Raw genomic sequence first — 24,455 nt, forward strand, 5'->3', positions numbered from 1 at the left:
GACAGGCGATGATCGGGTCAAGCCGGGAATTCCCAGATTCGCACGGTCTTGTCGGCGCTGCCGGTGGCCACTGTCCGGCCGTCGGGTGCGACGGTGACCGTGGTGATCCGGTCGAGGTGACCGGTGAAGGTGAACAGGTTGGCCATGTGCGTCCGGCCCAAGGTCGCAGTGTCGAAGAGTTTCGCGTCATTGCCCGCGCTGATGATCAGCAGAGTTCGGCGAGCGAAGGTAGCGGCATCGGCGGGGCGTAACGTCGTCATGAGACCGCCGGTGCCGGTGCGCCACAGGAAAATCGCGCCTCGGTCCGGGTCGCCTGTGCCTGCGACTGCGAGCATCTCCCCATCGGTGCTGAACGAGACAGGGAAGGCGAGACCTGTCGTGAAGCCGCCGAGGTTAGCCAGCCGCCTGCCGGTGGCGAGATCGATCAGCTGCACCCCCTTCTCGCCCTGCCAGCCACTGATGGCCAAGACATTGCCCTGCGGGTTCAGCATGACCTGGTCGCCCGCGGTCAGGGTGTATCTCGTCGAGCGAGAAGCCATGTCCCACACCCGGACCGAGCCACCGGCCGCGCCAGTGACCAGGGTTTGGTCATCGGAGCTAAAGGCAAGACTCTGAATGCCGTTCGTGTGACCGGTGAGATCGCCGAGAAGTTTGCCGGTAGGCACCTCCCAGAGATGCACCGGGTTGTCGTACTCGGCGGTGACGGTAGATGTAGCGGCTGTGGCGAGTACCTTGCCGTCGTGGCTGAAGGCCAGCTGCACGTTGCCTGCGTGCCCGGGCAGGTCGATGGCATCGGCGGTGTTCAGATTGATCAGCTGCGCGGCACCCTCACGGGCGAGTGCCAGATGACTGCCGTCCGGACTGAATACTGGGTTATGCCCGGCGTATTCGTTCAAGTGTTGTACTTGTGGCAACCGCCACACATGGGTTGTGCCGGCGCCCGGTCCATCGGAACTAGCCGCGAGCAGGTCGCCCTTCGCGCTGAAGGTCACCTTCGACACCGCTTGGGGGAATCCAGTGAGCGTAGCGATCACCCCGGAGCCCGGTGCTTCGCCGCCACCGGTATCCGCGGCTGTCTCCCCGTCGCGGTTGAGCAGATACACGGTCAGCGCGGCCACCAAGAGAACCACGACGGCTGCGCCGAAACTCTTTCCTTTGTTGTGGCGAACGAAACGACGAATGGAATACAGCACCTCGCGGAGGTACTCGACAAGCCCTCGTGGCCGGTCGTGCCAAACGTCGTCCCCGAAATCGAGAGCCCCCGAGCGGCTGATCTCGTCGCCGGTCGGTCCATGCTGGTCGAGTTCGGTGGACGCGGGCGGCGGGATCGGTTTCGGCGCGGTACTTGGCACGGCCGGGATCGGTGCTTCGCCAGGTGATGCGGGCTCCGACCGGGTGAGTGCCGCGGGCTCCGAGACGGCCTTGCTGTCATAGTCGGCGAGACGGCGAATCTCGATGTCCACCTGGGCTCGCACCATGTCGTTGCCGATGCGGCGCAGATGGTTCAGGCGGTCGAGGGCGGCGAGGCGGTCCTCGGGGAAAGGGCTGTCGATGGCGTTGCGCAGGTAGGCGGGCAGGGCCCAGTTGATATTGCGGGCGATGATGGTGCGGCCCTCGACATTGTCCTGCTTCTTCGGACGCTGCTGCGGCATCTCCTCGACCACCCGGTCATACACGTAGCTGTAAAGCTCGTCGAGGGTGATGTCGCCGTCGTCGTCGAGATCGGCGCTGCCGTCGCGTAATCCGGCGACCAGGTGCTTGGTGAAGACGGATTGTGTTGCCGTGCCCGAGATCTGGTTGCCTTCGAAGGAGTATTGCGTCGCGTCCGAGGCGGTGAGCACCGTGCGGCCGCGACCCTGGAAGCGTGCGGTGGTGTGCACGGTGCTCTCTGCTTTGGTGTTTCGGCCCGCCGGAAACGCGCCGCTGTAGCAGCAGTCCAGGATAAGTACTTTGCGGCGGGACAGGCAGCTCTCCAGCGCCTGATCGATCTGCTCGGCCGAGACCGCCGTGAACAGCAGGTTGTCGCGCAGAGTGTCGGACATGGCGAGGTAGAGCCGCCCATCGTCGTCTTTGACGCCGTGGCCGGTGAAGTAGAGCAGGGTCAGATCGTCGCGCCTGCGGTCGCGATAGAACTCGCCGACCGCCCGGCCGACCACGTGGTGCGGCTCGTTGATCAGCGTGGTCACCTCGAAATCGGCGATCGCGGGATTCGACAGCACCGCCGCGAGCGCCTCGGCATCGTGCGCGGGCGCGGTGAGCTGGCGCAGCCCGGCGTCGCGATACTGGTACGTGGCGATCAGCAGGGCAAGCCGCCGCCCCATGGTGAACTACCCCGCTTGTCCGCCGCCGTGGCGACGAAGGTAGGCCGCTACCAAGGCGTCTCGCTCCTGAGAGGTGGCCCGCTCCAAGACTAGGGTTTCGCCCTCGATGGTTACCTCGATGCGCTTGCGGGCGCCCTGGCGGCTCAGCCAGTCCTGCGCGATGGCGATGAGCCCGGCCAGGACACCGCCGCTGGCGCTGAGCGCCACGATGATCGCGCCGACGGTGACCGGATCGGCGGCCTTGGCACCCTCGGGCGGCACGCCCTCGGAGGCAAAGGCCACCGACTCGACGTCCAGATCAGCCAGCTCCACCCCCAGCAGCCTGGCCAGCCGATCGGTCTCTTCGGCGTCGGCTTCCGGACCGGCATCTATCACCAATCGGACGGACTTTTCGCTTACGGTGCCGAACTTTTCAGTGGTTTCGCCCATCGCCCCTCGCTCGGATTACACGCGTGACCACAGACTCTCACACCTGCTCCATTGCGGGTAGCGCATCGAGTGGCATCAGTTCCGGAATCGGCAGGCTCCCGCGTACGGCATTTCCGACATCGGCGACTCCACGACACCGGTGCCGTAGCTCGAGGCGTGGATGACCTTGCCGTCACCGGCGTAGAGCGCGGAATGGCCGCCGCCGTAGAACGACACCAGATCGCCGGGGCGCAGATCGTCCTTGGACACCGGAGTTCCGGCGGCGAGTTGGTCGTAGCTGGTGCGTGGGACCGAGACACCGGCCTGCTGGTAGGACCATTGGACCAGGCCCGAGCAGTCGAAAACATCAGGCCCAGCCGAGGTTCCGTAGCCGGAGCCGATCTTCGCGCGGGCCGCTTCGACGGCGACCTCGCCGGTCGTCTTCATCGGCGCGACCTGCGGGTGCAACGTATTCGGCGGCTTGATGCCGGGAATGCCTGCCAGGCCGGAGTATTCGACGCCCGGAATGTCGGGCAGGGCGAAGGTGATTCCGGGAGCGGCGAACTCGGTGCGGGAGGGAGCAGCGGATGGCGCGCTCTCCTGCGGTGGCACCGAGACCTGAATGCCGGGAATGCCTGGGGGAACCGAGATTTCGTCAGGAACTTCGAAACTGCCGACGCCGGGCAAGGTCACTGTTTGGGCCGATGCCTCCGCGGCAGAGAAGAGAAGTGCGCCGGAGACGGCTGCGCCTGCGGCAAGTGTCCACCAGAACACTCGCCGCAGCGAGCGGGTACTTCGGACGTCGTCGTCGGTCTTCGACATGATCAAGTCCTCCGATGGTCATTTCGAAGGCCTTGGCTCGGCCATGCGACGCCGCACCTGCTGGCGTTCCGGACTTCACCAAGTCTCCGAATACGATTCGAGAACATCACGGTGATCTGTCAGTCCAAGCGGATCCGATTTCCATCCTTCGACACAAGCGGCTTCGAACAAATTTCCGACACACTGAAAGTTAATAACGAAACGGTAACTAAATATCTAATATGTATCGAAAACCGTTGCTGACCTCGATGAATGCATCATTAATTCCATTGGAAATTGCGGCACCAGCGGGCCGTGTCGCGGGCTATTTACTGTTCGCCGGCGAGCGATCTGCTATTCGTTCGACTGTTTTCAGTGCCCGATCGAGCCGGTCGTGCCCGGTAGCTCGCCGTGTCTGCGCAAAGCGTCGAGCACCACATTCACGGCCGCCCGCGGCGGTGCGCCGCGGCGGATAACGGCGGTAATCGTGCGGGTAATAGGACTGGTGAGTTCCCTGGTCGCGACGCGATAGCGCGGATCGATGGCGAGGCCGGGCAGCAACGTAATGGACAGCCCGGCCTCGACATGTTGCAGCGCCATCATGTAGTTGCTGAAGCGGCACACTATCCGTGGCTCGAAGCCCGATTCGCGGCAGAGCCTGGTCGCCAGCTTCGCCATATAGGACTCCGGCGTATCGAAGGCCCACGGCTCATCGGCGTACGCGGCCAGGTCGGCGGGTCCGCGGGCGGCCCGGTCGGGTGGCAGAACCAGCACGATCGGATCGGTGGCCAGCGGCACGATGTCGATGTCAGGGCCGAGCGGCTGCTCGACGAAATCGGTTGTGGTGACGATGATGTCGACGTCGCCGACGCGCAAGGCGCGCATGCTCTCATGCGGCTCCAACTCGTGCAGCGTGATATCGAGGTGCGGGTGCCCGGCCGCGAGCCGGGTCACCGCGGGCACGCACAGCGAGTGGATGGCGCTTTGAAAGGCGCCGAGCCGGACCAGCCCGGCCGGTTCGTCACCGAGGCTGCGCAGTTCCGCCTCGACGGTGCCCATGTGATCGAGGATCGCCCTGGCGCGCCGGGCCAGGATGAGCCCGGCCGGGGTGAGCCGAACCCGGCGGCCGGTGCGTTCCAGCAGCTGCGTGCGCGTCTCCGCCTCCAGCACCGCGAGCTGCTGGGACACGCTGGACGCGCTCAGATCGGCCGCCTGCGCGACCGCCCGGACGGTGCCGAGGGAATCGAGTTGGCTGAGCAAACGCAGCCGCCACGGGTTCAACATCCCCCGATTGTTGTACGGCTGAGCCGAACAGCACAGCCGGAATTGTGAGATGGACGTGACGCTCGTACCGCCCTTACCGTCGAAACATGGCTTCTCCCACTGTCACGCCGCAGTCCACCGACGACTTCTGGGCCGACACCGACCGGCACCTCGTGCGCTACGCGGGCGCGGGCACCTTCACCCCCGAGATCATCGCTCGCGCCGCAGGGAGCTTCCTGTACACCGAAAGTGGCAGGGAGATCCTGGATTTCACGTCGGGGCAGATGAGCGCGATCCTCGGGCACTCGCACCCGGACATCGTCGCGACGGTCCGCCGTCAGGTCGGCGAACTCGACCACCTGTTCAGCGGCATGCTCAGCCGCCCGGTCGTCGACCTGGCCCGCAGGCTGGCGGGCACCCTGCCCGATCCGCTGGAGAAGGCGCTGCTGCTGACCACCGGCGCCGAATCGAACGAGGCGGCGATCCGGATGGCCAAGCTGGTCACCGGCAAGCACGAGATCGTCTCGTTCGCCCGCTCCTGGCACGGCATGACCCAGGCCGCGGCGAGCGCGACCTACAGCGCGGGCCGCAAAGGGTATGGCCCGGCCGCGCCGGGCAACTTCGCTATTCCGGCGCCCAACGCCTATCGGCCCGATTTCACCACGGCCGCAGGCGAACTCGACTGGCGTCGCCAGCTCGACTTCTCCTTCGACCTGATCGACGCCCAGTCGGTCGGCAGCCTGGCCGCCTGCCTCGTCGAGCCGATCCTCAGCTCCGGCGGGGTCGTCGAACCGCCGCCCGGCTACTTCGCCGCGCTACACGAGAAGTGCCGCGAACGCGGCATGCTGCTGATCCTCGACGAAGCGCAAACCGGACTGTGCCGCACCGGATCCTGGTACGCGTTCGAGCGCGACGGCATCGTGCCCGACATCCTTACCCTGTCCAAGACACTCGGCGCCGGACTGCCCCTCGCCGCCGTGCTCACCAGCGCGGAGATCGAGCAGCAGGCGCATGATCGCGGGTTCCTGTTCTTCACCACTCATGTCGCTGACCCGCTGGTCGCCGCGGTCGGCAACACCGTGCTCGACGTGCTGATCCGCGACCAGCTCGACGTGCGGGCCGGCGAGCTCGGCGCCTTCCTGCGCCGTGGACTGGAGCGAATTGCCGAGCGGCACAGCGTCGTCGGGGACATCCGCGGTCGCGGCCTGCTCGCCGGACTCGAACTCGTCGTCGACCGGGAGACCAAGCAGGGTTCGGACGAACTCGGCGCGCTGGTCACCCGCCGCTGCCTGGAGCTGGGCCTGCACATGAATATCGTGCAGCTGCCCGGCATGGGTGGGGTGTTCCGGATCGCCCCGCCGTTGACCGCCACCGAGGATGAATTGTCGCTCGGGCTGGCGATTCTCGACGAGGCGATCGGCGACGCGGCCGCGCGGATGTGACGATGGCGCCGAGGGCGCGTCAGGTCAGGTTGCCGTCGATACAGAGGCTCACCGAACGCGAGGACGGACCGGGGCGAGTGTCGTTGGCATCGAAGGCCCACTCGGAGATCGGCGCGGCGGCCTTCCACAGCAGCTGGCCGTCACGGGCCGCGACCACCTGGTAGATGTCCTCGTTGCCCGCGATGAGCTGGCTGCCGACGCAGTAGTCGTTGTACCCGGTGCCCGGCTGCCGCGCGCCCGCGCTGAACAGGCCGGTGGGGTTGGTGTAGGCGCCGGGGTTGGGGACGGTGGCCCTGGTGCTCCCGGCGGGGCCGCGCGACCAGGATGCCGCGCCGCGGTCGGTGTCGCAGCGGAAGGTTTGGCCGCCCGCGGCGACGGTCGCGCCTTGCGGGTAGCCGGTGCCTGCCCACAGGCAGTGCACACCTGGGTTCGCCGCGCTGGTCTTGGCCTCGGCCGCGGCGGTTCCGGCGCCGAAGGTGAGCCCGCCGGCCAGGGTGGCCGCGGCGAGCAGTGCTAGCGAAGTGCGTCGCAGCGCGGGGGTTTTCGGCGTCGTTGCCGTGTTCATCGACTTCTCTCTTTCGTCCTCGACCTGGCGGGGCGATGCGCCACCGATCGGTAATGTGAAGTACTGCAGGGGTTTTCGGGGCCGTTCGGCTAGCACCAGCTGGCAGTGGGGCGGCAGACGACCCAGCCGTCGCCGTCGGAGCGCGGCACGGCGGTCCAGGTGCTGGCTCCGCCGCCGCGGTTCTCGGTCGCCTCGGCCGGGTTCTGCTGATTTCGATACTCGCGCAGGGCGTTCCGGTGCTCGTTCTGCTGCAACGGGCTGGCGTCGGTGTGGTGGTAGCCGAACGGGTCGATGTGGTGTGCGCCGGTCGTGTTGCCCGGGTTGGCCGAACCGGCGCGTCCGGGTGCGTGGCTCGAGCGGGCGCCTGGATCGGCGACCGCGACGGCGGTGCTGAGCACCGTTGCGGTGCCGAGTAATCCGACGATCAATATGAGTGCGGTGGCGCGGCGATGTCGGCGGAGGATGCCGGTCGGTCGTAGGGGTGATCGCTTCATGGCGTCGTTGCCTCTCTGCTCATCTACTGAGATGAACAGTAGATGACGATCCTGAGAGGTTGCTTATGACCAGCGCTTATCTCGCTTCGCGTGTATGAAGTGTGATCGAGTACGCATTCAAACAGTAGATTGGATAATCCCGGCAAGGGTGAGTGAGCACGATCACAGAAAATTGCACTGTCTGAAATTTTGCAGTTTGTGTTAAATTCTTGCCATGTCATCACCCGCCCGCGAGGAACCGCCGCTCGGTCTGCGCGAACAGAAGAAGCGCAAGACCAGGCTCGAACTGTGCATGGCGGCGCGTCGGCTGGTGGTCGCGCACGGGCTCGACGCGACGACCGTGGATGACATCGCGAGGGTCGTCGGGGTCTCGCCGCGCACGTTCTTCAACTACTACGACACGAAGCTCGACGCGATCGTCGGCCCGATCGGGGAGATCGGTACGCCCGCGGCGCGGGACGAGTTCGTTTCCGGCGGGCCGACCGGGGTGCTCATGCCCGACCTCACCTGGTTGTTCTCCTCCGGACTAGAGCCCGAAGACGAAGTGCGCGAAGCGATCTCGCTGGTGATGGAGATCATCAAGGAAGAGCCGCGGGTGTTCGCGGCCTTCATGGCCGCGGGCGTGCAGCAGGAGACCGTCGTCGGCGAACTGTTGTCCGCGCGGGCCGGCCAGCCGGTCTCCCGCGAATTCGCCGCGCTCGCAGCGGGAGTCATGACCAACATCACCACCCGGGCCGCGATGTCCGCGACCGCCGACACCAGCAGATCACTCACCGCGGCCGTGCAAGAACACTGTGCGATGGCCGCCCGGATGTTCGTCCAGCCTGCCGAGCGAAACTAGGAGACCCGCCCGATGACTACGACGGCTGCCTCGCCGCCCACCCCAATTGTCCTGACCCAGAAGCGAATCTGGCTCATCTTCTCCGCGCTGATCGCGGGCATGTTCCTGGCCAGCCTGGACCAGATGATCGTCGGCACCGCGATGCCGACCATCGTCGGCGAACTCGGCGGCGTCTCGCACATGGCCTGGACCGCGACCTCCTACCTGCTGGCCACCACCATCGTGATGCCGATCTACGGCAAATTCGGCGACATGTTCGGCAGGCGTTGGCTTTTCCTGTTCGCGGTGACCGCCTTCACCGCGGCGTCCGTCGGTGCCGCCGCGTCGACCAGCTTCTGGGAGTTCATCGTCTTCCGCGGCCTGCAGGGCGTCGGCGGCGGTGGTCTGATGATCCTGGCGCAGGCCATCATCGCCGATGTGGTGCCCGCCAAGGATCGCGGCAAGTACATGGCGCCGATGGGTGCCGTCTTCGGTATCACCTCGGTCGCCGGGCCGCTGCTCGGCGGCTTCTTCGCCGACACCCTCGGCTGGCGCTGGTGCTTCTGGATCAACGTGCCGATCGGTATCGCCGCGTTGTTCATCGCCTTCCGCTACCTGAGCGTCCCCAGCCATCGCCCCAAGACCAAGCCGGACTACCTCGGTGTGCTGCTGATGTCTTCCGCGACAACGCTGTTGATTCTGATCACCGACTGGGGTGGCAAGCAGTACGCGTGGGGTTCGACCACGATCGTGGCGATGATCGCCGCGCTGGTGCTCGTCGTGGCCGCCTTCGTAATGGTGGAGGCGCGCGCCGAGGAACCGATGCTGCCGCTCTGGTTGTTCCGCAACCGCACCTTCGTGCTTACCTCGGCGATCGGCCTGCTGGTCGGCCTGGTCATGTTCGCCGCGATCGGGTTCATCCCCACCTACCTGCAGATGGCCACCGGCGCGTCCGCCTCGGTCTCCGGTTTGCTGCTGATCCCGATGATGGTCGGCATGATGATCACCCTGATCGGGTCGATGACCGCGATCACCAAGACCGGTCGATACCGGGTGTATCCGCCGGTCGGCGCGCTTGTCATGCTCGGCGCCATGCTGTGGTTGACCCGGCTCGACGCGAACACCTCGATGTGGGTGGTTTCGGCCATGCTGTTCGTGGTCGGCGCGGGCCTTGGCCTGATCATGCAGATCATCGTGCTTGTCGTGCAGAATGCCGTGGCGCCCAACCAGATCGGGACCGCGACCAGTGCCAACAACTACTTCCGTGAGATGGGTGGCGCGATCGGTGTCGCGATCTTCGGCTCGATCTTCACCAACCGATTGACCGAGGGGCTCACCGACGCGTTCATGTCGCACGGTCCGGAGGTGATGGCGGCGAAGCTGGACCCGAGCGCCCTGGTGCCGTCGGTGGTCAAGCACCTGCCCGAGGGGCTGCACGACGCGATCGTCGGCGCGTACGTGAACGCGCTGGTGCCCGGCTTCTGGTACCTGATCCCCGGTGCGATCGTCGTTTTCGTGCTCGCGCTGTTCATCCCGCAGCTGAAGCTCTCCGACGAGGCGGGCATGGTCGCCCGTGGTGAAGCGGTGATGGCGGAGACGGAGCTGGACAAGGACGGGAAGCTGGACAAGGACGGGAAGCCCGATTCGCAGCTCGTCAGCGAACACGGCTGACGACCACCTGCGGCCGGGGGGGGGGGGGACACCCAAAAAACCCCCCCCCGGGGGGGGGGGGGGGGGGGGGGGGGGGGGGGCGGGCCCGCCCCCCCCGCGCCGGGGGGGCGCGCCCCCCCCCCCCCCCCGCCCCCCCCCGCCCCCCGCCCCCCCCCCCCCCCCCCCCCCCCCCCCGGGGGGGGGGCCCCCCCCCCCCCCCCCCCCCCCCCCGGCCGTGTGTCAGGGGCAGGCGGTGCCGAGGTAGGCCGGGTCGAGTGCCTTCTTGATGAGGTAAGCGACGGTGGGGGACTTCGGGAGGACGCCGTGCTCGAAAGTGTCTGTGGGGCAGAAGTCTTGGACCCATACGTTATCGACGGTCGCGCCGGGGCCCGCCTGTAGGAAGGTGGCGTCCGGCGGGGTGGAGGCGTCGTCGAGGGTGCTGGCAATCACGGTGTAGCTGATGCCGGGGTCGGTATCGCCCGCGGCGTTGATGTCGCGGAGGAAGTCGCTGCCAACGAGCTGCTGGGCGGCCGCGATTCCGGCGATCTCGGTCAGTCCGGCCGAGAAAGCCGAGGACGCGCTGCCGGAGGGGATCCGGCCCGCCACACCGCGCATGGTGGAACCGTGGTTGGTGCCCGCGAGGGAAACCAGCTGGCCGACCTTGTCGGCACCGCCTGCGAAGCGCAGGTATTGGCGAGACATCAGCGCGCCCTGGGAATGACCGACGAGATCGACCTTCGCCGAATGCGTTGCGGCGCGGACACGGTCGACGAAGGCCGCGAGTTCCGCGGCGGAGGCACGGATGTCGCCGACGCCGTACATGCCGGGAAGCGCGCCGAGCACGCTCGAGGTATCCCGGCCGTAGTTCAGCGAGAAGACGCAGTAGCCTTCGGTTTTCAGCTGCGGGGCGAGTACGTTCCAGTCGTTCTGGTTGCCCCAGGTGCCGTGCACGAGAACGACGGGTCGCGGGTGCGCGGCGGTGGGCAGGCAGCTCCAATCGTCGGATCCCTCGGGTGGGACGCTGCCATCGGGGTCTTTGCCAACGCCCGGCGGGGCCGCGATATCGCTTGCGGCCGTGCCCGATCGGCCGCTGCCGGGTTCGGCTTGGGCACCCGGCACGCAGATCGAGGTCAGGATGCCCGCTACCGCGCCTGCCGCTGTCAGCCGCCACCTCATACTCATCGAAATCCCTTCATCATTCGGGCAACTCGGTTACCGCGGGACGGTCAGTGGATCGAGGCAGCTGGTAGCGGCATCCACCAGCGAACACGGCTGTGGTGCGTGCGTCGGACGGTAGTCGGCCGGAACGCCACCGGAGTGCGTGATGGCGGTGTAGGCGGGGACGGCGTCGGTGGGCCGACGGGTAAGGCTGGGGTCGGTCAGCACGTCGACGGTGTACAGGCCGAAGCGCGGCGTGTAGCTGCCCCATTCGTAGTTGTCGGTGAGGCTCCAGTAGTTGTAGCCGATCACGTTCATGCCATCGGCCTTCGCGCGCTGGATCCAGTAGATGGTGTCGCGCAGGTCGTCACCTCGGGTGTAGCCGTCGGCGCGCGGATGGCCGTTCTCGGTGGGCATGCCGTTCTCCACAATGTAGAGCGGCTTGCCCGGAAACTGGCGCGAATAGTGTTGCAGCGCATAGTAGATGCCCTCGGGCTGCAGCGGGTTCTGCCACAGCTCGGTGAAGTTCTGCAGCATCGAGGTCGCGGTGTCGGGTGACAGGCCGTAGTAGTAATCGATGCCGATGTAGTCCAGCCGCGCGGCGATCTTGTCGATGAACGGCTTGTTGAACGCGTCCTCGCCGCCGGGGATGTAGGCGACATTGCTGGTCACCATGGCGCCGGGCTGCACCTGGTGGATGTGGTCGTAGATGGCGTTGTGCGCCTGGGCCAGCCGGTCCTGCATGCCGGGCACATCGGCGGCGGGCAGGCCGCCGTGGCGCAACTCGTTGAGGCCGTAGAAGGTCGGCTCGTTGAAGGTCACCCAGAGCGGATCGGCGGCGGCGTAGCGATCGACCACGGTGCGCGCGTTGGCCAGCCAGTCCTCGACCATCCCCGGGTTGTGCCAGCCGCCGCGGTCGACCTCCCAGCCGGGGAACACCCAGTGGTCCAGCGTGATCATCGGCCGCATCCCGGCGGCGCGGATCTTCGCGATCACGTTGTCGTAGAAGCGCAATCCCTCGTCGGACCACCCGCCGGGCTGCGGCTGTACCCGTGCCCATTCGATGCTGATCCGATACACCTTGACGCCGAGCCCGGCCGCCAGCTCGATATCGGCGGCGTAGCGGCTGTAGAAGTCGACCGAATCCCGGTAGGGGTCATCTGTTTTGCCCGCGGCGACGTAGCGGCTCCAATTGCTGTCCGGCGCATGCCCTTCGGACTGATATCCGGAAGCGGCGACACCCCACAGGAAATCCGGGCCGAGCGGCGCGACCTGCGCGGGCGGTTCCGGCCGGGCGGCGGCCGTGGTCGGCTGGCCCGTCAGGACAGTGGCGGCGGCCAGCACGGCCAAGGCGACGCCGCGAAGACGGATACGCATCGGGTGGTGTCTCCCGTTCGGTGTGGTGGACCTGGGCGGATGGTCCTGAATGAAAACCGTACAACGCTCGGTTTTGGATGGCAAGGACGGCCCGTCTCATGCCTACACTGACCCGGTGGCGAAACGGGGTCCCTACGGCAAAGGCATCGAACGACGGGAGCAGATCCTCGATGCCGCGCTGCGTACCATCGCCGAGCGCGGTTACCTGGCCACCTCGGTCGCCGAGCTGGCCGAAGCGGTCGGCTTGAGCCAGGGCGGCCTGCTGCACTACTTCGGCTCGAAAGAGGAACTGTTCGTCGCCGTGCTGCGCAAGCGCGACGAATCCGACCTCGCGACCATGCGCGGGACGGCGCCCGCCGCGTTCGTGGCGGTGGTCCGTGGCAACGCGAAGGTGCCCGGTCTGATCGAACTGTTCACCCACATGCAGGCTGCCGCGGCGGACCCGCACCACCCCGCGCACGACTACATGCTGGAGCGGTACCGGCTGGGCACCGAGGCGTTCGCGCACGCCCTGCGGGAGATGCAGCAGGCGGGCACGTTGTCCGATCGCATCGATGCCGACGCCGCGGCCACCATGTTCTTCGCGCTCGCGGACGGGCTGCAGGCCCGCTGGCTGATCGACCCGACCATCGACATGGCGGCGCAGCTCGAACACGCCTGGCGGCGCTACATCGGCGACAGCTAGCGCGTGGGCGGCCCATCGTCGATCAGCCGCTGCAGCAGCGCGGGCATATCCACGAAGGCGAATCGGATGGCCGAGTCGCTGCAGCCGTAGGGGAGAACGAGGGTGTCACGGTGCACCAGCGCGCCGCAGGAGTACACGACATTGGGCACGCAGCCGTCGCGTTCGGCCCCGGTCGGCGCGAGCAACGGCCGGCGCAGCGCGCCGATCACCCGAGCCGGCTCGGCCAGGTCGAGCAGGATCGCGCCGATCCCATAGGTGTGTACCGGTCCGACGCCGTGCGTCAAAACCAGCCAGCCACGGGAGGTTTCGATCGGTGGCCCGCAGTTGCCGAGCTGGATCAGCTCCCAGGGCTGGGTCGGTCGATAGATGGTGACCGGATCGCTCCACGCACAGGCGTCCGGTGAGCTGACCAAGCTGATGTCGTCCCTGCCCCGGCACGACAGCATCAGATAGCGGCCGTCGACCTGTCTGGGGAACAGGGCCATGTCCTTGCCGGTGGCGCCGCCGCTGCCGAGCCCGGTGCTGTCGAAGGTGACGAAATCGTTGGTGCGCAACATCCTTGGCGCGGCACGGTCGCCATCGAAGGCGGTATAGGTGGCGTAATACGTTGCCGTCCCGTCGCTTTCGGTGAACCGGGTGAAGCGCGCGTCCTCGATGCCGTGGCTCTCGTGGGCGCAGGCCGGAAACAGGATCCGCTCGGACATCGGGCGGTCGGCGGGGAAGGCCACCGTATAGTTTCCGGCCGTCGCGGGCGTGACCTGACCGGTGTCGAGGAACGGAGTCGGGGTGTTCAACCGGACCGAATCGCCGCCCCCGAGCACTCCGGTGCGGAACTCGATGCTCGAGATATGTTGCCCGCCCATGGCGCGCACACTCATGACGAAGCGCAATTCGCCCGGGGCGAGGCCGGTCTGGTCCGGATGCGCGACCATCGACGGATTGCCCAACGCCGCCTCGACCGCGTACTCCTTGGTGAAGCACGCGCCGATGAGCTGCCGCCGATTCGCGGTGAGTACCGCGGGAAGCAGCGACTCGACCACCGCACAGTGCGCGGCGAATACCGCGTTTATCTCGCGGTGTCTGTTGCCGAACAGGAGCAAGGCGGCGGCCAGGGTGCTCGTCACGTCCGCATCGGACAGGCGCAGCACGCGCGCGATGATCGCCTCGGTGCGCGAAATGCTGTGTCCGAGTAGCTCTTGGCCGGGTTGGCACAGCGTGGCCAGCACCCGGCTTCCGTCCGGGAACAGGGCCTGGCCGCCGCGGCGGGCCAGGTCAGCTGTGGTTGCCGCCGCGGTTCTGGTCATGCGGCCGCCTGTTGCAGGCGGCGGGCCTGCTGCATCGTGGAGATCAGCGCCAGGGTCGACTCGGCGCCCTGGTTCTCGTTTCGGCCGGTGGGTTCGAGTCCGTCACAGCAGCCGCCGCTGACCGGATCGATGAGTGGGGTCGAGACGTCGTTGGTGCCACGGAACCAGGACTCGCACAACATGACCGCGTCCTTCCAGTGGTGGTCGTTGGTGTCGTCGTAGGCGCGGGCGCAGGCGTCGGCCAGCGTCGCTACCTCGATCGGCTGCTGGTCGAAACCAGGACGCTTCTCGCCGATCGCCCAGCCGTCGACCGGGGTGACCGACAAATGATCGCCCGAGGTCTCGGTCTCCAGCAGCCAGCGCAGCATCGCCAATCCGTCGGCGTGCGTGCGGCCTTGACCCGGCGCGGCACCGGCCACCAAGAGCGCCTCGGCCAGTACGGCATTGGCGTAGTGCAGCCGCGGCTCGGGCCAGCGCCAGTCGAGGCGGCGGGTGGGCGGGCCGATCAGCTTGGCGGCATCGGCCAATAGCTTGGGGGCCGTGAGGTTTCCAGGGTCGGCGCGCAGCACCTCGGCCGCGCCGAGCGCGGCGAACGCCATCGCGCGCGGGAACTGCGAGCGCTGCTGGGCGGCGATGGTGAAGTGCGCCAACGCCTTTTCGGCCAGCTCCGGCCGACGGGCGACGACGGTGCCGAGTGCCCAGATGGCGCGTCCCCAATGGTCCTCGACGCTCGGCTCATCCTGCCAGTTCCGGTCGGTACCGCGTCGGTTGTGACTGCGGCCGTCGGCGGTGAGCGCGTCGAAGATGAAGCGCGCGTACACCTGTACAAGCGCGTCCAGCTCCTCGGTCGGCGCCGGCTCGCGGACCACGACAACGAGGGCCCGCGCGACGTCGTCTACGCAGTAACCGTTCTCGAGGCGCGGCGTGGTGAACTTCGCGTGCTCGAAGATCCCGACCTCGTCGCTGAGTCGCACCAGGTGGGCGTAAGAGATGGTGATGGTTTCGGTCATGCTGTGGCCAACCTCGCATCGGCTTGCCGCGTCGCTGCGGCAAGTGCATGGTGTTTCCTGCTCATTGCGGGCCAGAGTAGGTCTGGCGCAATGTTTTTCGCTTCGGCGCTCATTCGGGCCGCCAGGCCTGGCTCGCTGAACACCTGGCGCGGCGCGGACACGATGGCGGTCGGTGATTCGCGATCGGCAAGGGGACCGGCGCCGCTCGACAGCAGTTCCCCCGCGTGTGGAAAAACCGTCGATACTACCGGTTTACCCGCTGTGCCTGCTTCTATCAGAACTTCGGCGATCACCGCGCCGACCAGCGAGTTGGTGACGGTGGCCAGCCCGAAGCGGTGGGTGGATAACGTCAGCCTTCCTGATTTGAGCCAGCGCCGACGCTGCCGCTGTCTGCAGCCACTCAATTGGCTGAATCGTGTCGCGCTGAAGCGCTTGAGAATCCGCTCCGGAGCACGACACGGGGCGGATCGACCACTAGGCCTCGATAGTAACATCAGGTCACGGATGGGTGTGTGATATGGTCGTGCTATCAAGTCCGCCCGTTCGCAGGCGGCTCTCGGCGGATAATTCGCCAGTAATCGAGGATTCTATGAAAATCGGCGTAATCGCGTCGGTCGCTCATCGCACGCCACCGAAAAGCTATGGACCGTGGGAACACATCGCGTCGACCCTGGCCGAGGGATTCGTCGCGCGCGGACACGACGTCACGCTGTTCGCCACCGGTGACTCCGAGACGTCGGCGCGGCTGGTCGCGCCGGTATCGTCGGGGTACCGGGAGACGGCCGACGCCGACGCCGAAGTTGCTCAGGCGCTGCATAATTCGACCGCATTCGAGCATGCCGGCGAGTTCGATGTGCTGGCCAACCACGCCGACTTCATGCCGCTGACCTACAGCCGCCTGGTGTCGACCCCGATGGTCACCACGATCCACGGCTTTTCGTCGCCGAAAATTGTGCCGGTATATAAGGCATTCGACGATATCGCGCACTATGTGTCGGTCAGCGATGCCGACCGGCACCCCGCGCTCCGCTATGCGGCGACAATCCATCACGGTATTGATACGGCGCAGTTCACATTTCGGCCCGAGCATGGCGAATATCTGCTCTTTCTCGGACGAATTCACCCCGACAAGGGGACGCACCTGGCCATCGAGGTGGCGCGCCTCACCGGCCTGCCGCTGATCATCGCGGGGGTGGTGCAGGACGAGGAGTACTTCCGCACGGCGGTCGAACCGCACCTCGCCGATCCCGCCGTGACCTACGTCGGGCCGGTCGGACCGGCGCGCCGGGACGAACTGCTCGGTGGCGCACGCGCTTTGCTGCACCTGATCGGATTCGCCGAACCCTTCGGCCTCGCGGTTGTCGAGGCCATGGCGACCGGAACACCGGTCATCGCAACTCCCCTGGGGTCGATGCCGGAAATCATTCGTGACGGTGTCACCGGATTCCTCGTCACCGACGTCGCAGGGGCGGCGGCCGCGCTCGCCAAGGTCGACCAGCTCGACCGGCGTGCCGCCCGTGACGATGTGTGCGAGCGCTTCGGCGCTGATCGAATGATCGACGACTACCTGACGCTGTTCGAGCACATCGTGCCCGCGACACCGGAACAGCAAGGCATCGGTTCGCCCGGCTTGTTCTCGCACGCCGGGATGTAAGTAGTAGCGGCATCCGCTACCCCGCATCTAATGGCTGGCCGGTAGCCGGCGCCAATTGTATTGTGCGGACATGGGTCTAGCGAAGCTTGCCGAAGAGTTCTGGAACTGGCGGCTGGCGACACTGCCCGACTCCAGCGATGATCTGCCACGGGTGGAACGGCCGGCGGGCTGGCTGCCCGATTGGTCGCCCAAGGCCATCGCCGATCGCCGGAAGGTGCTCGCCGAGTTGACTCGCAGACATGGTGAGCTCGACCTGTCCGACGAGCCGGTCTCGGTGCGGGTCGATGGCAGGCTGCTCGGTTCGGCGCTGGCCAGGGTGCACTGGGAGCTGGAGCTGATTCGGGCCTGGGAGCGCGATCCCGGCTTCTATGTGCAGCAGAGCCTCGGCCCGATCTATGTGGAGCTGCTCGTCTCGTCGCCGTTCGACGCGACTCGGGCCGCGAAGGTGAGTGCGCTGCTGCGGCATGTTCCCCTCGTGCTCGAACAGGCCAGGAAGAATCTCGCGGGCCGAGCCGGTGCGCCGTTCACGCGCAGCACGCTGCGGCTGTTGGGCGAGGCCGAAGGATCCCTCGAAGCCGCGATGACGGCGCTGGTGCCGTTCCTGCCCGACGAGTACGCGGCCGAGATGCCCGCGGCCACCAGGGTGGCCGCCGATGCTGTTGCGGCGTACCGGGATTGGCTCACCGAGCAGTTGCCATCGCTGGGGGAGATCGAACCGATCGGACCGGAATCGCTGGCCTACTTCCTGCATCGTGTTGCGCTGCTGCCTTATTCGGCGCAGCGGCTGCGCGAGATGGGCAGTCAAGAGTGGCATCGGGCCGTCGCACTCGAGGCGCTGCTGCGTACCCGGCATCGAGACGCGTCCGCGCCGGAGCTGCCCGCCGACGCGTCCGAACATGCCGCGCGTCAGGCCGTCGATGAGCGTGCGGTGCGTGAGTTCGCCGCTGAGCGAGGACTACTGAGTCAGCCGGAGACCCTGCGGCACTACCGATTCGCGCCGCTGCCGCCCTATCTGGAGCCGTTGACCTGGCTCGGCGTCACCGATGATCTGACCGGTCCCGCTCGAATGGACGAGGACGCTACTCGGTACGTTCCGACGCCACGGCCGGATCTGCCGTACTTCGATCGGGCCGCCGCGTTCGATTCGCGCACCGCGATCGTGCACGAAGGGGTGCACGCCCAGCAGGTCGCGATCGGTTGGCACCACGACAATCCCGCGCGGCGGTGGTTCTACGACTCGACGCCCAACGAGGGCATCGCGTTCAACTACGAGGAGCTGATGCTGCACGCCGGACTGTTCGACGAGGCACCGGCCAGCGCGATCTTCGTGGCAAATGCGATGCGACTGCGGGCTTTACGCGTCGAGGTGGATATCGCGCTCGCTCTCGGTGAACTCTCCATCGACGAAGCCGCCGATCGGCTGGCGGTCGCGGTGCCGATGGACCGCGAGACGGCATGGGACGAAGCCGTGTTCTTCGCCGGGAACCCCGGCCAGGCGCTGAGCTATCAGATCGGCAAACTGCAGATTCAGGATCTGCTCAGCACGGCAGTACGGGAACTCGGCGACGAATTCGATCTGCGGGCGTTCCACGACCGGCTCTGGCGTGAAGGGAACGTGCCGCTGTCCTTGCAGCGTTGGGAGCTGCTCGGCCTGCGTGACCACCTCGACGAGGCGGACCGGCTGGCCGGATAGGTCGTCAGCACGGGCATAGTGTGGGCAGGTAGCCAGCAGAGGAGCCTGTGCATGTTCAGAACGCGACGTTTGGCCGTGGTCGGTGCGCTCGTTCTGCTGTGCGGAGCCAGCGCCTGCGCGGCCGAGCCGAAGCACGATGCCGACCCGGCCGCTCCCGGGCAAGGCGAACGGGGCACCGTAGTGTCCGCGACCCCGGTCGCGCAATTGTCGGCCGAGGAGACCGCCGCCTACCTCGCCAAGGGAAATTTCACTATGCCGGTGCGCAACGGGGTGGACGCGTATCGCGTCGACTACCGAACCGTCACCGCGGCAGACAAGCCAACCACCGCGAGCGGGCTCGTCGTGCTCCCGCGCACGGATTCGCCGCGGCTACGCACGGTCAGCTTCGAGCACGGCACGCTGGTGCTGAAAAGCGATGCGCCGTCGGTCAATAACCAGAGCCGTCCCGACCAGGCGCGCACCATCATGTTCGCGGCTGCCGGGTACGCGGCGATCGCCCCGGACTACCTGGGTCTCGGCGACGGCCCGGGCGATCATCCCTACACGCATGCGCCGACGGAGGTGAGCGCATCCGCCGACCTGCTGATCGCGGCTGAAAATGTTGCCTCGCAACAGCATCGCGAACTCGACCGGGACGTCTTGGTGACCGGCTTCTCCCAAGGTGGCCATGCCGCAATGGCATTCGGCAAAGCGCTACAGGCAGGCGAGGTGCCTGGGTTCGGCCTTGCCGCCTTGGCTCCGGTCAGCGGCCCCTACGCGCTGCGCGACGTCGAGACCCCCGCAGGCCTCGACGGACGAGTCGCCCCCGGCCCCGCGGTGTTCTACTTCGCCTACTGGCTCACCGCGATGAACCGGATCTACCACCTCTACGACAACCCCGCCGAAGCCTTCCAGGAACCGTATGCCGGAAAGATCGAAGGACTCTTCGACGGCACGCGCAACGAGCTCACCATCGCCACCTTGCTACCCATCACCCCGGACCTACTGTTGACGCCGAAGTTCGTCGAGTTGGCCAAGCACCCCACCGGTGCGGTGCTGAAAGCGATCACCGACAGCGACGGCACCTGCGATTGGACTCCGCGCGTCCCGGTCCGCCTCTACGCCGCGACCGCCGATCGCAACGTTCCCTACGCCAATGCCGAACACTGCCTGCGAGCCCTGCACACCGACAACGTCACCCTGCACAACCTCGGCGACCTCGACCACACGAACTCCGCTCGGGTGGCGATGCCGCAGGTCCTCGCGTGGTTCCAGCAGCAGATCCCGGTCAGCTGATCGGTTCGAAGGGCATGGCGCTCGTCACTCGGCACGTTTAGGACGTGCGGTGCGGGTAGACGGTCAGTGACATGGATCCGACCAGAAAGGCGTGAACGATGAGCCAGCCCATCACCAGCACCCTAGATGCGGAGCAGCAGAAGATCGCGGGGGAGGCGCTGCGCGCTACCGTGATCGATCTGATCGACCTGTCATTGATCGCCAAGCAGGCGCATTGGAATGTGATCGGGCCGAATTTCCGGTCGGTGCATTTGGCGCTGGACGAATTGGTCACGGCGGCACGAGATTTCACCGATGCGGCGGCTGAGCGGGCTACCGCCGTCGGAGTGAGCCCGGACGGACGGGCGGCGACGGTCGCCAAGGAAACCGGTGCGGTCGGCTTCCCCGACGGCTGGCAGAAAGACACCGATGTGATCGACGGGGTCGTCGGCAACCTCACAGCGGTGATCAAGGGGCTTCGGCAGCGGATCGAGGCGACCGAGCAGGCCGACCCGGTTACTCAGGACCTGCTCATCGGCATTGCCGCGCGGCTCGAGCAACTGCACTGGATGTGGCAGGCGCAGGTCGCGACGGCCTGAGTGGGTCTATCGCGACAGTCCGTGGACGCGCGCGATGAGGCGTTCCATCACAGTGCGCGGCAGTAGCCTGCGCACCGCGAACATCACGGGGGCGTTGCTGCCGACGGCGTAGAGCGGCTGCGGGCGGTCGGCCTCGATGGCCTTGACGATCGTGTCGGCGACCCGTTCGGCGGTAATGCCTTTCCCTTGCGCCTCATCCAATTTCGCGATGAACCTGGTGAAATCGGCGGTGTGTGGCGAACCCTCGGTCAGATACTTCGTGCGGCGTTCCCGCAGCCCCGTGTTGATCTGCCCTGGCTCGACCGCGCTGATCCACACGCCGAAGGGTGACTCCTCGAACCGCGCGGCCACCGCGAAACCCTTCAGCGCCGCTTTGGTCGCCCCATACGATGACCGATACGGCATCGGGAAGCTGGCGATCATCGACCCCACCATGACCACCCGGCCGTACCCGCGTTCCCGCATGCCGGGCAATACCGCCTGGGTGAGCGCGACCGGCCCGAGCACATTCAGCCGGAACAGCCGCTCCACCGCATCCATCGGCAGCTCCGCCAACGGCCCCGCCTGACTCTCCCCGGCATTGTTGACCAGCACATCCACCTCCCCGAGCCCGGCAACGAACGCCTCGATCGACCCGGCCTCGGTCAAATCGAGCGCCCGATACTCGACCCCCGCCACCCGAGCCTCGTCACCGACCCCCGCCGGCTTCCGGCTCGTCCCGATCACCCGATACCCCCGCGCCACCAACGCCGCGGCCGTCGCCTTCCCGATCCCGGACGAAGCACCGGTAACAACAGCAGTGCGAGGCATCAGCATCTCCTTGGTCAGCGACTCCAGCCGACGATAGCGCCTCACGCCGAAATCTCGTGCTACCCCTGCCCCGGACGATCACGCCGCGCACTGGGTAAATCGCACCGCCAGCTCTTCACCCTGGAACGACAGGTTCAACTCCGCCTCCAGTGCGATGGACAAGCGGTGCAGCAGTGGCAATGTCGGAGTTACATCACCCCCCTCCATCCGACTCACCTGCGGCTGCGTCATCCCGGCACGCCGCGCGAGCTCGGCCTGGGTAAGGCCGAGCGTCGTGCGCCGGTCGTGAACGGCTTGGCCAAGTGCGAAAGCATCGGCAGCAGCGACATAGTCGGCGTCCGCCCGGTGCTCAGGTGGAATCTTCCAGCTGGTGTGCGATCCGCGAGACATCTCATTCCTCCTCGAAGACACGGTCGTAAACATGGGTAGCGGGGTCATGCTCTGCCTCGCATACCTTTTGAGCGTGCAGCGCTCGGTCGACTTCCGACCGTTCTCGCATTCGCGTCTTTGCGAAAACGGTCAACAGCACCACTCGGCGTTCAGGGGTAAGCCAGTAACTTATGCGGATTGCCTTGCCGCTCAAGTGGAACCGCAACTCGCGAACCGCGCCGCCGAGATGTCGGGTCCACGGCTCTCCCAAAGTCGTCGGGCTGTCAGCCAGCCGGTCGACCTTGAACTCGACCGCTCGGTACTCGGCCTTTGTCAGAGTGTTCAGCCATGCTCGCACCTCCGGCTCGAGCTCGATTCCGTACGGCTCGTCCCCGCCGTGTACCGAATATACCATGGAATGCATAACCCCTGTTCCCTCATTTGCCCGCCCCGGCGACTCGACTGTTTGCTGCGTCTGAACAAAGTCGAGTCGATGTCGGTGGTTATTCGGAGTCAGCGGGTGGTTGGAGGGATCTTGGTTGGCGAGGTAGATCGTTCGCTCCGGAGCCCGGGATTTCGGTCAGGGAAACGGGGGCGCAACGGGGGGTTGCGGGGTGGGGATGGTGGACTGAATTCTGTTGGTCGGGACAGGTGGCGGGGGGTGGGATGGGGCTAGGGTTGGCCGGCGCGATGGGGCTTGGTGCTGTCGTGGGGATGTAGTGGCCGCTCGATGCCGAGGAGAATGTTGTGGTTGTCGACACTGTTCGTGAGGAACAGGCGATTCGTCAGATGACGGAGCGGTTGGTCGAAAACTTCGGCGGCACTTACTCTCCGGAATATATCGAGGAGGTGGTGGGGGCGGCCCGCCGGCGGTTTGCGGGGCATCCGGTGCGGACGTTCATTCCAATTCTGGTGGAGCGGTACGTCCGTCGGCAGTTGGCGGCCGCGGGGGAGGTGGCAGATGCTTCCAGCGGTCCGGACACCGCACGGACGCGCAGGGCGCGGCACAAGGCCGAATCGGGCGACCGTCGATTGCCTGCCGCGGTTCGCGAAACCTGGTCGGCGAATAAGCGTTTCGCACCGGCGGCGGTTGCCGCGGTGGTCGCGGCCCTGGTGGTGGTGACCGTTGTTACGGTGGCACTGGCAGTGCGGCAGCCGAATTCGGCTCCGCAGGCGGCGGGGCCGGGTGTGTCGTCGCTGGCGCTGGTGCGCGGCGTGGTCGGGTCCGAGAAGATGTCGTTTTTTCAGGATCCCAAGGTGGCCGAGGTGCTGGCGCGCAACGGGGTGAAGGTGGAGGTCGATGCGGCCGGATCGCGGGAGATCGCGACGTCGGTCGACCTCGGGAAGTATGAATTCGCGTTCCCGTCGAGCGAGCAGGCGGCGGAGCGAATTCAGCGGCAGCGCAACGTGAATGCCAAGTACATACCGTTCTCCTCGCCGATGGCGATCGCCACGTTCAAGCCGATCGCCGACCTGCTCGCCAAATCTGGCGTGGTGCATCAGGGTCCGGTGCCGACCTTCGATATGGCGCCCTACCTGCGCATGGTCGGCAACAACACGCGGTGGGATCAACTCGGCGACAACACCGCGTATTCCGTACGCAAGAACGTGCTGATCTCCACGACCGATCCGCGCAGCTCCAACTCCGCGGCGATGTATCTGGCCATCGCGGGCTACGTAGCGAACAACAACACGATCGTGCAGGGAACCTCCGCCGAGCAGGACGTAATCCCCACGGTGTCAAGGCTGTTCGTCGGACAGGGCTACACCCAGAACAGTAGCGAGGGTCCGTTCGACGCCTACCTCGCCGCCGGCATGGGCCCGACGCCGCTGGTCTGGATCTACGAGTCGCAGTTCGTGGACGCCACGGTCCGTGGACAGGTCAAGCCCGACATGACGCTGCTGTACCCGTCGCCGACCATTCTGTCCCGGCACACGCTGGTGCCGTTGGGCGAGGAGGGCGACCGGATCGGCCGTTTGCTGTCCACCGATCCCGACCTGCAACGCCTCGCCGCCGAGCACGGCTTCCGCACCGGTGACGCCACCCAGTTCGCGAAAGTGACCACCGAGCACAACATTCCGGTCGCCAGCGACCTCATCGACGTGATCACCACCCCCACCTTCGACACGTTGGAACGGCTGCTCGATGGAGTCGGCAAGTCCTACAACTGAGCTGCCGCAATCGAAACACTGTGCTGGGCAACGAGAGTCTCGCCCAAGTTTCGGATGAGGCAATGGGGGCATACTTGTCGCATCAGATACCGGCCGGCCAGCCGGTATCGCGGCGTGAGGTTAGCAGCATGACAGTGGATGGTCCGTACGAGATTCCGCCGCTCGACGACGCTGAGGACATCACCCGCATTGCCGAGCCGCAGCCTGGCGAGACCTTGGCGGACACCAGGAACTGGGCCGGGTTCGGCTTGTTGTTCATCGGCGTCGTCCTCGCCGTCGCCGCCGCGGTGGTGGCGATGTGGGGGTTCGGTGCCGCGGCGACCGTCGTGACGATCTTCGCCGTGCTGACCCTGCTCGGAGGTGCGGCGCTGGTGGTGCTCGAGTACATGCGCAAGCGCGCGCGAACCATTCCAGCCTCGGCGGACGCACCCGCTTGGCAGGTCATCGAGCGGCCCGGCGAGTAACCTCCGCGTCGATCATCAAGTCCAGCAGGTCATCCCGGCTCTCGACGCAGCGATACAGCGACGCGGTGCCGAATTATTGCCTGGCGGGCACCGACGACCGGTGCCGATCCGGCGGAGGAGACCGGCAAGGCGCTGCGCCGCG

General features: G+C 66.5%; 23 protein-coding genes. 10 read left to right on the forward strand and 13 right to left on the reverse strand.

Going from position 1 to position 24,455, the window contains the following annotated elements; all coding sequences use genetic code 11:
- Window positions 1–17: 17 nt before the first annotated feature.
- From ACIA8C_RS01880 to ACIA8C_RS01895, 4 genes are all read right to left on the reverse strand, one after another.
- Window positions 18–2,321, reverse strand: coding sequence for a caspase family protein (locus ACIA8C_RS01880; protein WP_397130357.1), 2,304 nt, complete (start codon window positions 2,319–2,321; stop codon window positions 18–20).
- Between the two features lie 6 nt (window positions 2,322–2,327).
- Window positions 2,328–2,750, reverse strand: a complete 423-nt coding sequence (locus ACIA8C_RS01885; protein WP_397130358.1) for a hypothetical protein — start codon at window positions 2,748–2,750, stop codon at window positions 2,328–2,330.
- 75 nt (window positions 2,751–2,825) lie between these two features.
- Window positions 2,826–3,551: an NlpC/P60 family protein gene (locus ACIA8C_RS01890; RefSeq protein ID WP_397130359.1), complete on the reverse strand. Its 726-nt coding sequence runs from the start codon at window positions 3,549–3,551 to the stop codon at window positions 2,826–2,828.
- 351 nt (window positions 3,552–3,902) lie between these two features.
- Window positions 3,903–4,814, reverse strand: a complete 912-nt coding sequence (locus ACIA8C_RS01895) for a LysR family transcriptional regulator (protein WP_397130360.1) — start codon at window positions 4,812–4,814, stop codon at window positions 3,903–3,905.
- Between the two features lie 86 nt (window positions 4,815–4,900).
- On the opposite strand from ACIA8C_RS01895, the gene ACIA8C_RS01900 reads away from it, so the two are divergent.
- Window positions 4,901–6,235 carry an aspartate aminotransferase family protein gene (locus tag ACIA8C_RS01900; protein WP_397130361.1) on the forward strand — a complete coding sequence of 445 codons (1,335 nt, stop codon included), beginning with the start codon at window positions 4,901–4,903 and terminating at the stop codon, window positions 6,233–6,235.
- Between the two features lie 19 nt (window positions 6,236–6,254).
- Here the strand turns inward: ACIA8C_RS01900 and ACIA8C_RS01905 are convergent, their stop codons facing one another.
- Window positions 6,255–6,800 (reverse strand): hypothetical protein, encoded by a 546-nt coding sequence (locus ACIA8C_RS01905; protein WP_397130362.1) that lies wholly within the window; start codon window positions 6,798–6,800, stop codon window positions 6,255–6,257.
- 89 nt (window positions 6,801–6,889) lie between these two features.
- Window positions 6,890–7,294: a hypothetical protein gene (locus tag ACIA8C_RS01910; RefSeq protein WP_397130363.1), complete on the reverse strand. Its 405-nt coding sequence runs from the start codon at window positions 7,292–7,294 to the stop codon at window positions 6,890–6,892.
- Between the two features lie 214 nt (window positions 7,295–7,508).
- On the opposite strand from ACIA8C_RS01910, the gene ACIA8C_RS01915 reads away from it, so the two are divergent.
- Both ACIA8C_RS01915 and ACIA8C_RS01920 read left to right on the forward strand, forming a co-directional pair.
- Window positions 7,509–8,135, forward strand: a complete 627-nt coding sequence (locus ACIA8C_RS01915) for a TetR/AcrR family transcriptional regulator (RefSeq protein WP_397130364.1) — start codon at window positions 7,509–7,511, stop codon at window positions 8,133–8,135.
- 12 nt (window positions 8,136–8,147) lie between these two features.
- Entirely contained in the window at window positions 8,148–9,785 is a 1,638-nt protein-coding gene (locus tag ACIA8C_RS01920; protein WP_397130365.1) for an MDR family MFS transporter, read from the forward strand.
- Between the two features lie 219 nt (window positions 9,786–10,004).
- Here the strand turns inward: ACIA8C_RS01920 and ACIA8C_RS01925 are convergent, their stop codons facing one another.
- Both ACIA8C_RS01925 and ACIA8C_RS01930 read right to left on the reverse strand, forming a co-directional pair.
- Window positions 10,005–10,946 carry an esterase/lipase family protein gene (locus ACIA8C_RS01925; RefSeq protein ID WP_397130366.1) on the reverse strand — a complete coding sequence of 314 codons (942 nt, stop codon included), beginning with the start codon at window positions 10,944–10,946 and terminating at the stop codon, window positions 10,005–10,007.
- A 30-nt stretch (window positions 10,947–10,976) separates the two neighbouring features.
- Window positions 10,977–12,299: a glycoside hydrolase family 1 protein gene (locus ACIA8C_RS01930; protein ID WP_397130367.1), complete on the reverse strand. Its 1,323-nt coding sequence runs from the start codon at window positions 12,297–12,299 to the stop codon at window positions 10,977–10,979.
- A 115-nt stretch (window positions 12,300–12,414) separates the two neighbouring features.
- Here ACIA8C_RS01930 and ACIA8C_RS01935 point away from each other — a divergent pair, with 115 nt between their 5' ends.
- Window positions 12,415–12,984: a TetR/AcrR family transcriptional regulator gene (locus ACIA8C_RS01935; protein WP_397130368.1), complete on the forward strand. Its 570-nt coding sequence runs from the start codon at window positions 12,415–12,417 to the stop codon at window positions 12,982–12,984.
- Here ACIA8C_RS01935 and ACIA8C_RS01940 read toward each other — a convergent pair.
- Window positions 12,981–14,288: a glycosidase-like protein gene (locus ACIA8C_RS01940; protein WP_397130369.1), complete on the reverse strand. Its 1,308-nt coding sequence runs from the start codon at window positions 14,286–14,288 to the stop codon at window positions 12,981–12,983. The two genes, ACIA8C_RS01935 and ACIA8C_RS01940, sit on opposite strands and share 4 nt — an antisense overlap.
- On the reverse strand, window positions 14,285–15,298 hold the full coding sequence (locus ACIA8C_RS01945) for a glycosyltransferase (RefSeq protein WP_397130370.1): 1,014 nt from the start codon (window positions 15,296–15,298) through the stop codon (window positions 14,285–14,287). Before ACIA8C_RS01945 ends, ACIA8C_RS01940 begins: the two co-directional genes overlap by 4 nt.
- 589 nt (window positions 15,299–15,887) lie before the next feature.
- On the opposite strand from ACIA8C_RS01945, the gene ACIA8C_RS01950 reads away from it, so the two are divergent.
- The 4 genes from ACIA8C_RS01950 to ACIA8C_RS01965 all read left to right on the forward strand — a co-directional run bounded on the left by ACIA8C_RS01950 (window position 15,888) and on the right by ACIA8C_RS01965 (window position 20,498).
- Complete coding sequence (locus tag ACIA8C_RS01950) at window positions 15,888–16,952, forward strand: glycosyltransferase family 4 protein (protein ID WP_397130371.1); 1,065 nt, start codon at window positions 15,888–15,890, stop codon at window positions 16,950–16,952.
- 70 nt (window positions 16,953–17,022) lie between these two features.
- Complete coding sequence (locus ACIA8C_RS01955) at window positions 17,023–18,645, forward strand: DUF885 family protein (protein ID WP_397130372.1); 1,623 nt, start codon at window positions 17,023–17,025, stop codon at window positions 18,643–18,645.
- Window positions 18,646–18,696: 51 nt separating this feature from the next.
- Window positions 18,697–19,920 carry a hypothetical protein gene (locus tag ACIA8C_RS01960; RefSeq protein ID WP_397130373.1) on the forward strand — a complete coding sequence of 408 codons (1,224 nt, stop codon included), beginning with the start codon at window positions 18,697–18,699 and terminating at the stop codon, window positions 19,918–19,920.
- A gap of 98 nt (window positions 19,921–20,018) precedes the next feature.
- The gene (locus ACIA8C_RS01965; RefSeq protein ID WP_397130374.1) at window positions 20,019–20,498 is read left to right on the forward strand and encodes a Dps family protein; all 480 of its coding nucleotides are present in this window, start codon (window positions 20,019–20,021) and stop codon (window positions 20,496–20,498) included.
- A gap of 6 nt (window positions 20,499–20,504) precedes the next feature.
- On the opposite strand, the gene ACIA8C_RS01970 is transcribed toward ACIA8C_RS01965, so the two are convergent.
- The 3 genes from ACIA8C_RS01970 to ACIA8C_RS01980 all read right to left on the reverse strand — a co-directional run bounded on the left by ACIA8C_RS01970 (window position 20,505) and on the right by ACIA8C_RS01980 (window position 22,101).
- Entirely contained in the window at window positions 20,505–21,308 is an 804-nt protein-coding gene (locus tag ACIA8C_RS01970; RefSeq protein ID WP_397130375.1) for an SDR family oxidoreductase, read from the reverse strand.
- A gap of 78 nt (window positions 21,309–21,386) precedes the next feature.
- Window positions 21,387–21,698 (reverse strand): helix-turn-helix domain-containing protein, encoded by a 312-nt coding sequence (locus tag ACIA8C_RS01975; protein WP_396994184.1) that lies wholly within the window; start codon window positions 21,696–21,698, stop codon window positions 21,387–21,389.
- A gap of 1 nt (window position 21,699) precedes the next feature.
- Window positions 21,700–22,101, reverse strand: a complete 402-nt coding sequence (locus tag ACIA8C_RS01980; protein WP_397130376.1) for a type II toxin-antitoxin system RelE/ParE family toxin — start codon at window positions 22,099–22,101, stop codon at window positions 21,700–21,702.
- A 323-nt stretch (window positions 22,102–22,424) separates the two neighbouring features.
- Between ACIA8C_RS01980 and ACIA8C_RS01985 the strand changes: the two genes are divergently transcribed.
- Both ACIA8C_RS01985 and ACIA8C_RS01990 read left to right on the forward strand, forming a co-directional pair.
- Window positions 22,425–23,849, forward strand: coding sequence for a three-helix bundle dimerization domain-containing protein (locus ACIA8C_RS01985; protein WP_397130377.1), 1,425 nt, complete (start codon window positions 22,425–22,427; stop codon window positions 23,847–23,849).
- A gap of 128 nt (window positions 23,850–23,977) precedes the next feature.
- A complete protein-coding gene (locus tag ACIA8C_RS01990) occupies window positions 23,978–24,313 on the forward strand; it encodes a hypothetical protein (protein ID WP_397130378.1) in 336 nt (111 codons plus the stop codon).
- The last annotated feature ends 142 nt before the right edge of the window (window positions 24,314–24,455 follow it).

This window comes from Nocardia sp. NPDC051321 (genome assembly GCF_044455225.1).
In the GTDB taxonomy this organism is placed as follows: domain Bacteria; phylum Actinomycetota; class Actinomycetes; order Mycobacteriales; family Mycobacteriaceae; genus Nocardia.

Excerpts from the sequence above, each read along its gene's own strand:
- ACIA8C_RS01880 (WP_397130357.1), bottom strand. The coding sequence starts at position 2,321 with ATGGGGCGGCGGCTTGCCCTGCTGATCGCCACGTACCAGTATCGCGAC.
- ACIA8C_RS01885 (WP_397130358.1), bottom strand. The coding sequence starts at position 2,750 with ATGGGCGAAACCACTGAAAAGTTCGGCACCGTAAGCGAAAAGTCCGTC.
- ACIA8C_RS01890 (WP_397130359.1), bottom strand. The coding sequence starts at position 3,551 with ATGTCGAAGACCGACGACGACGTCCGAAGTACCCGCTCGCTGCGGCGA.
- ACIA8C_RS01895 (WP_397130360.1), bottom strand. The coding sequence starts at position 4,814 with ATGTTGAACCCGTGGCGGCTGCGTTTGCTCAGCCAACTCGATTCCCTC.
- ACIA8C_RS01900 (WP_397130361.1), top strand. The coding sequence starts at position 4,901 with ATGGCTTCTCCCACTGTCACGCCGCAGTCCACCGACGACTTCTGGGCC.
- ACIA8C_RS01905 (WP_397130362.1), bottom strand. The coding sequence starts at position 6,800 with ATGAACACGGCAACGACGCCGAAAACCCCCGCGCTGCGACGCACTTCG.
- ACIA8C_RS01910 (WP_397130363.1), bottom strand. The coding sequence starts at position 7,294 with ATGAAGCGATCACCCCTACGACCGACCGGCATCCTCCGCCGACATCGC.
- ACIA8C_RS01915 (WP_397130364.1), top strand. The coding sequence starts at position 7,509 with ATGTCATCACCCGCCCGCGAGGAACCGCCGCTCGGTCTGCGCGAACAG.
- ACIA8C_RS01920 (WP_397130365.1), top strand. The coding sequence starts at position 8,148 with ATGACTACGACGGCTGCCTCGCCGCCCACCCCAATTGTCCTGACCCAG.
- ACIA8C_RS01925 (WP_397130366.1), bottom strand. The coding sequence starts at position 10,946 with ATGAGTATGAGGTGGCGGCTGACAGCGGCAGGCGCGGTAGCGGGCATC.
- ACIA8C_RS01930 (WP_397130367.1), bottom strand. The coding sequence starts at position 12,299 with ATGCGTATCCGTCTTCGCGGCGTCGCCTTGGCCGTGCTGGCCGCCGCC.
- ACIA8C_RS01940 (WP_397130369.1), bottom strand. The coding sequence starts at position 14,288 with ATGACCAGAACCGCGGCGGCAACCACAGCTGACCTGGCCCGCCGCGGC.
- ACIA8C_RS01945 (WP_397130370.1), bottom strand. The coding sequence starts at position 15,298 with ATGACCGAAACCATCACCATCTCTTACGCCCACCTGGTGCGACTCAGC.
- ACIA8C_RS01950 (WP_397130371.1), top strand. The coding sequence starts at position 15,888 with ATGAAAATCGGCGTAATCGCGTCGGTCGCTCATCGCACGCCACCGAAA.
- ACIA8C_RS01955 (WP_397130372.1), top strand. The coding sequence starts at position 17,023 with ATGGGTCTAGCGAAGCTTGCCGAAGAGTTCTGGAACTGGCGGCTGGCG.
- ACIA8C_RS01960 (WP_397130373.1), top strand. The coding sequence starts at position 18,697 with ATGTTCAGAACGCGACGTTTGGCCGTGGTCGGTGCGCTCGTTCTGCTG.
- ACIA8C_RS01965 (WP_397130374.1), top strand. The coding sequence starts at position 20,019 with ATGAGCCAGCCCATCACCAGCACCCTAGATGCGGAGCAGCAGAAGATC.
- ACIA8C_RS01970 (WP_397130375.1), bottom strand. The coding sequence starts at position 21,308 with ATGCCTCGCACTGCTGTTGTTACCGGTGCTTCGTCCGGGATCGGGAAG.
- ACIA8C_RS01975 (WP_396994184.1), bottom strand. The coding sequence starts at position 21,698 with ATGTCTCGCGGATCGCACACCAGCTGGAAGATTCCACCTGAGCACCGG.
- ACIA8C_RS01980 (WP_397130376.1), bottom strand. The coding sequence starts at position 22,101 with ATGCATTCCATGGTATATTCGGTACACGGCGGGGACGAGCCGTACGGA.
- ACIA8C_RS01990 (WP_397130378.1), top strand. The coding sequence starts at position 23,978 with ATGACAGTGGATGGTCCGTACGAGATTCCGCCGCTCGACGACGCTGAG.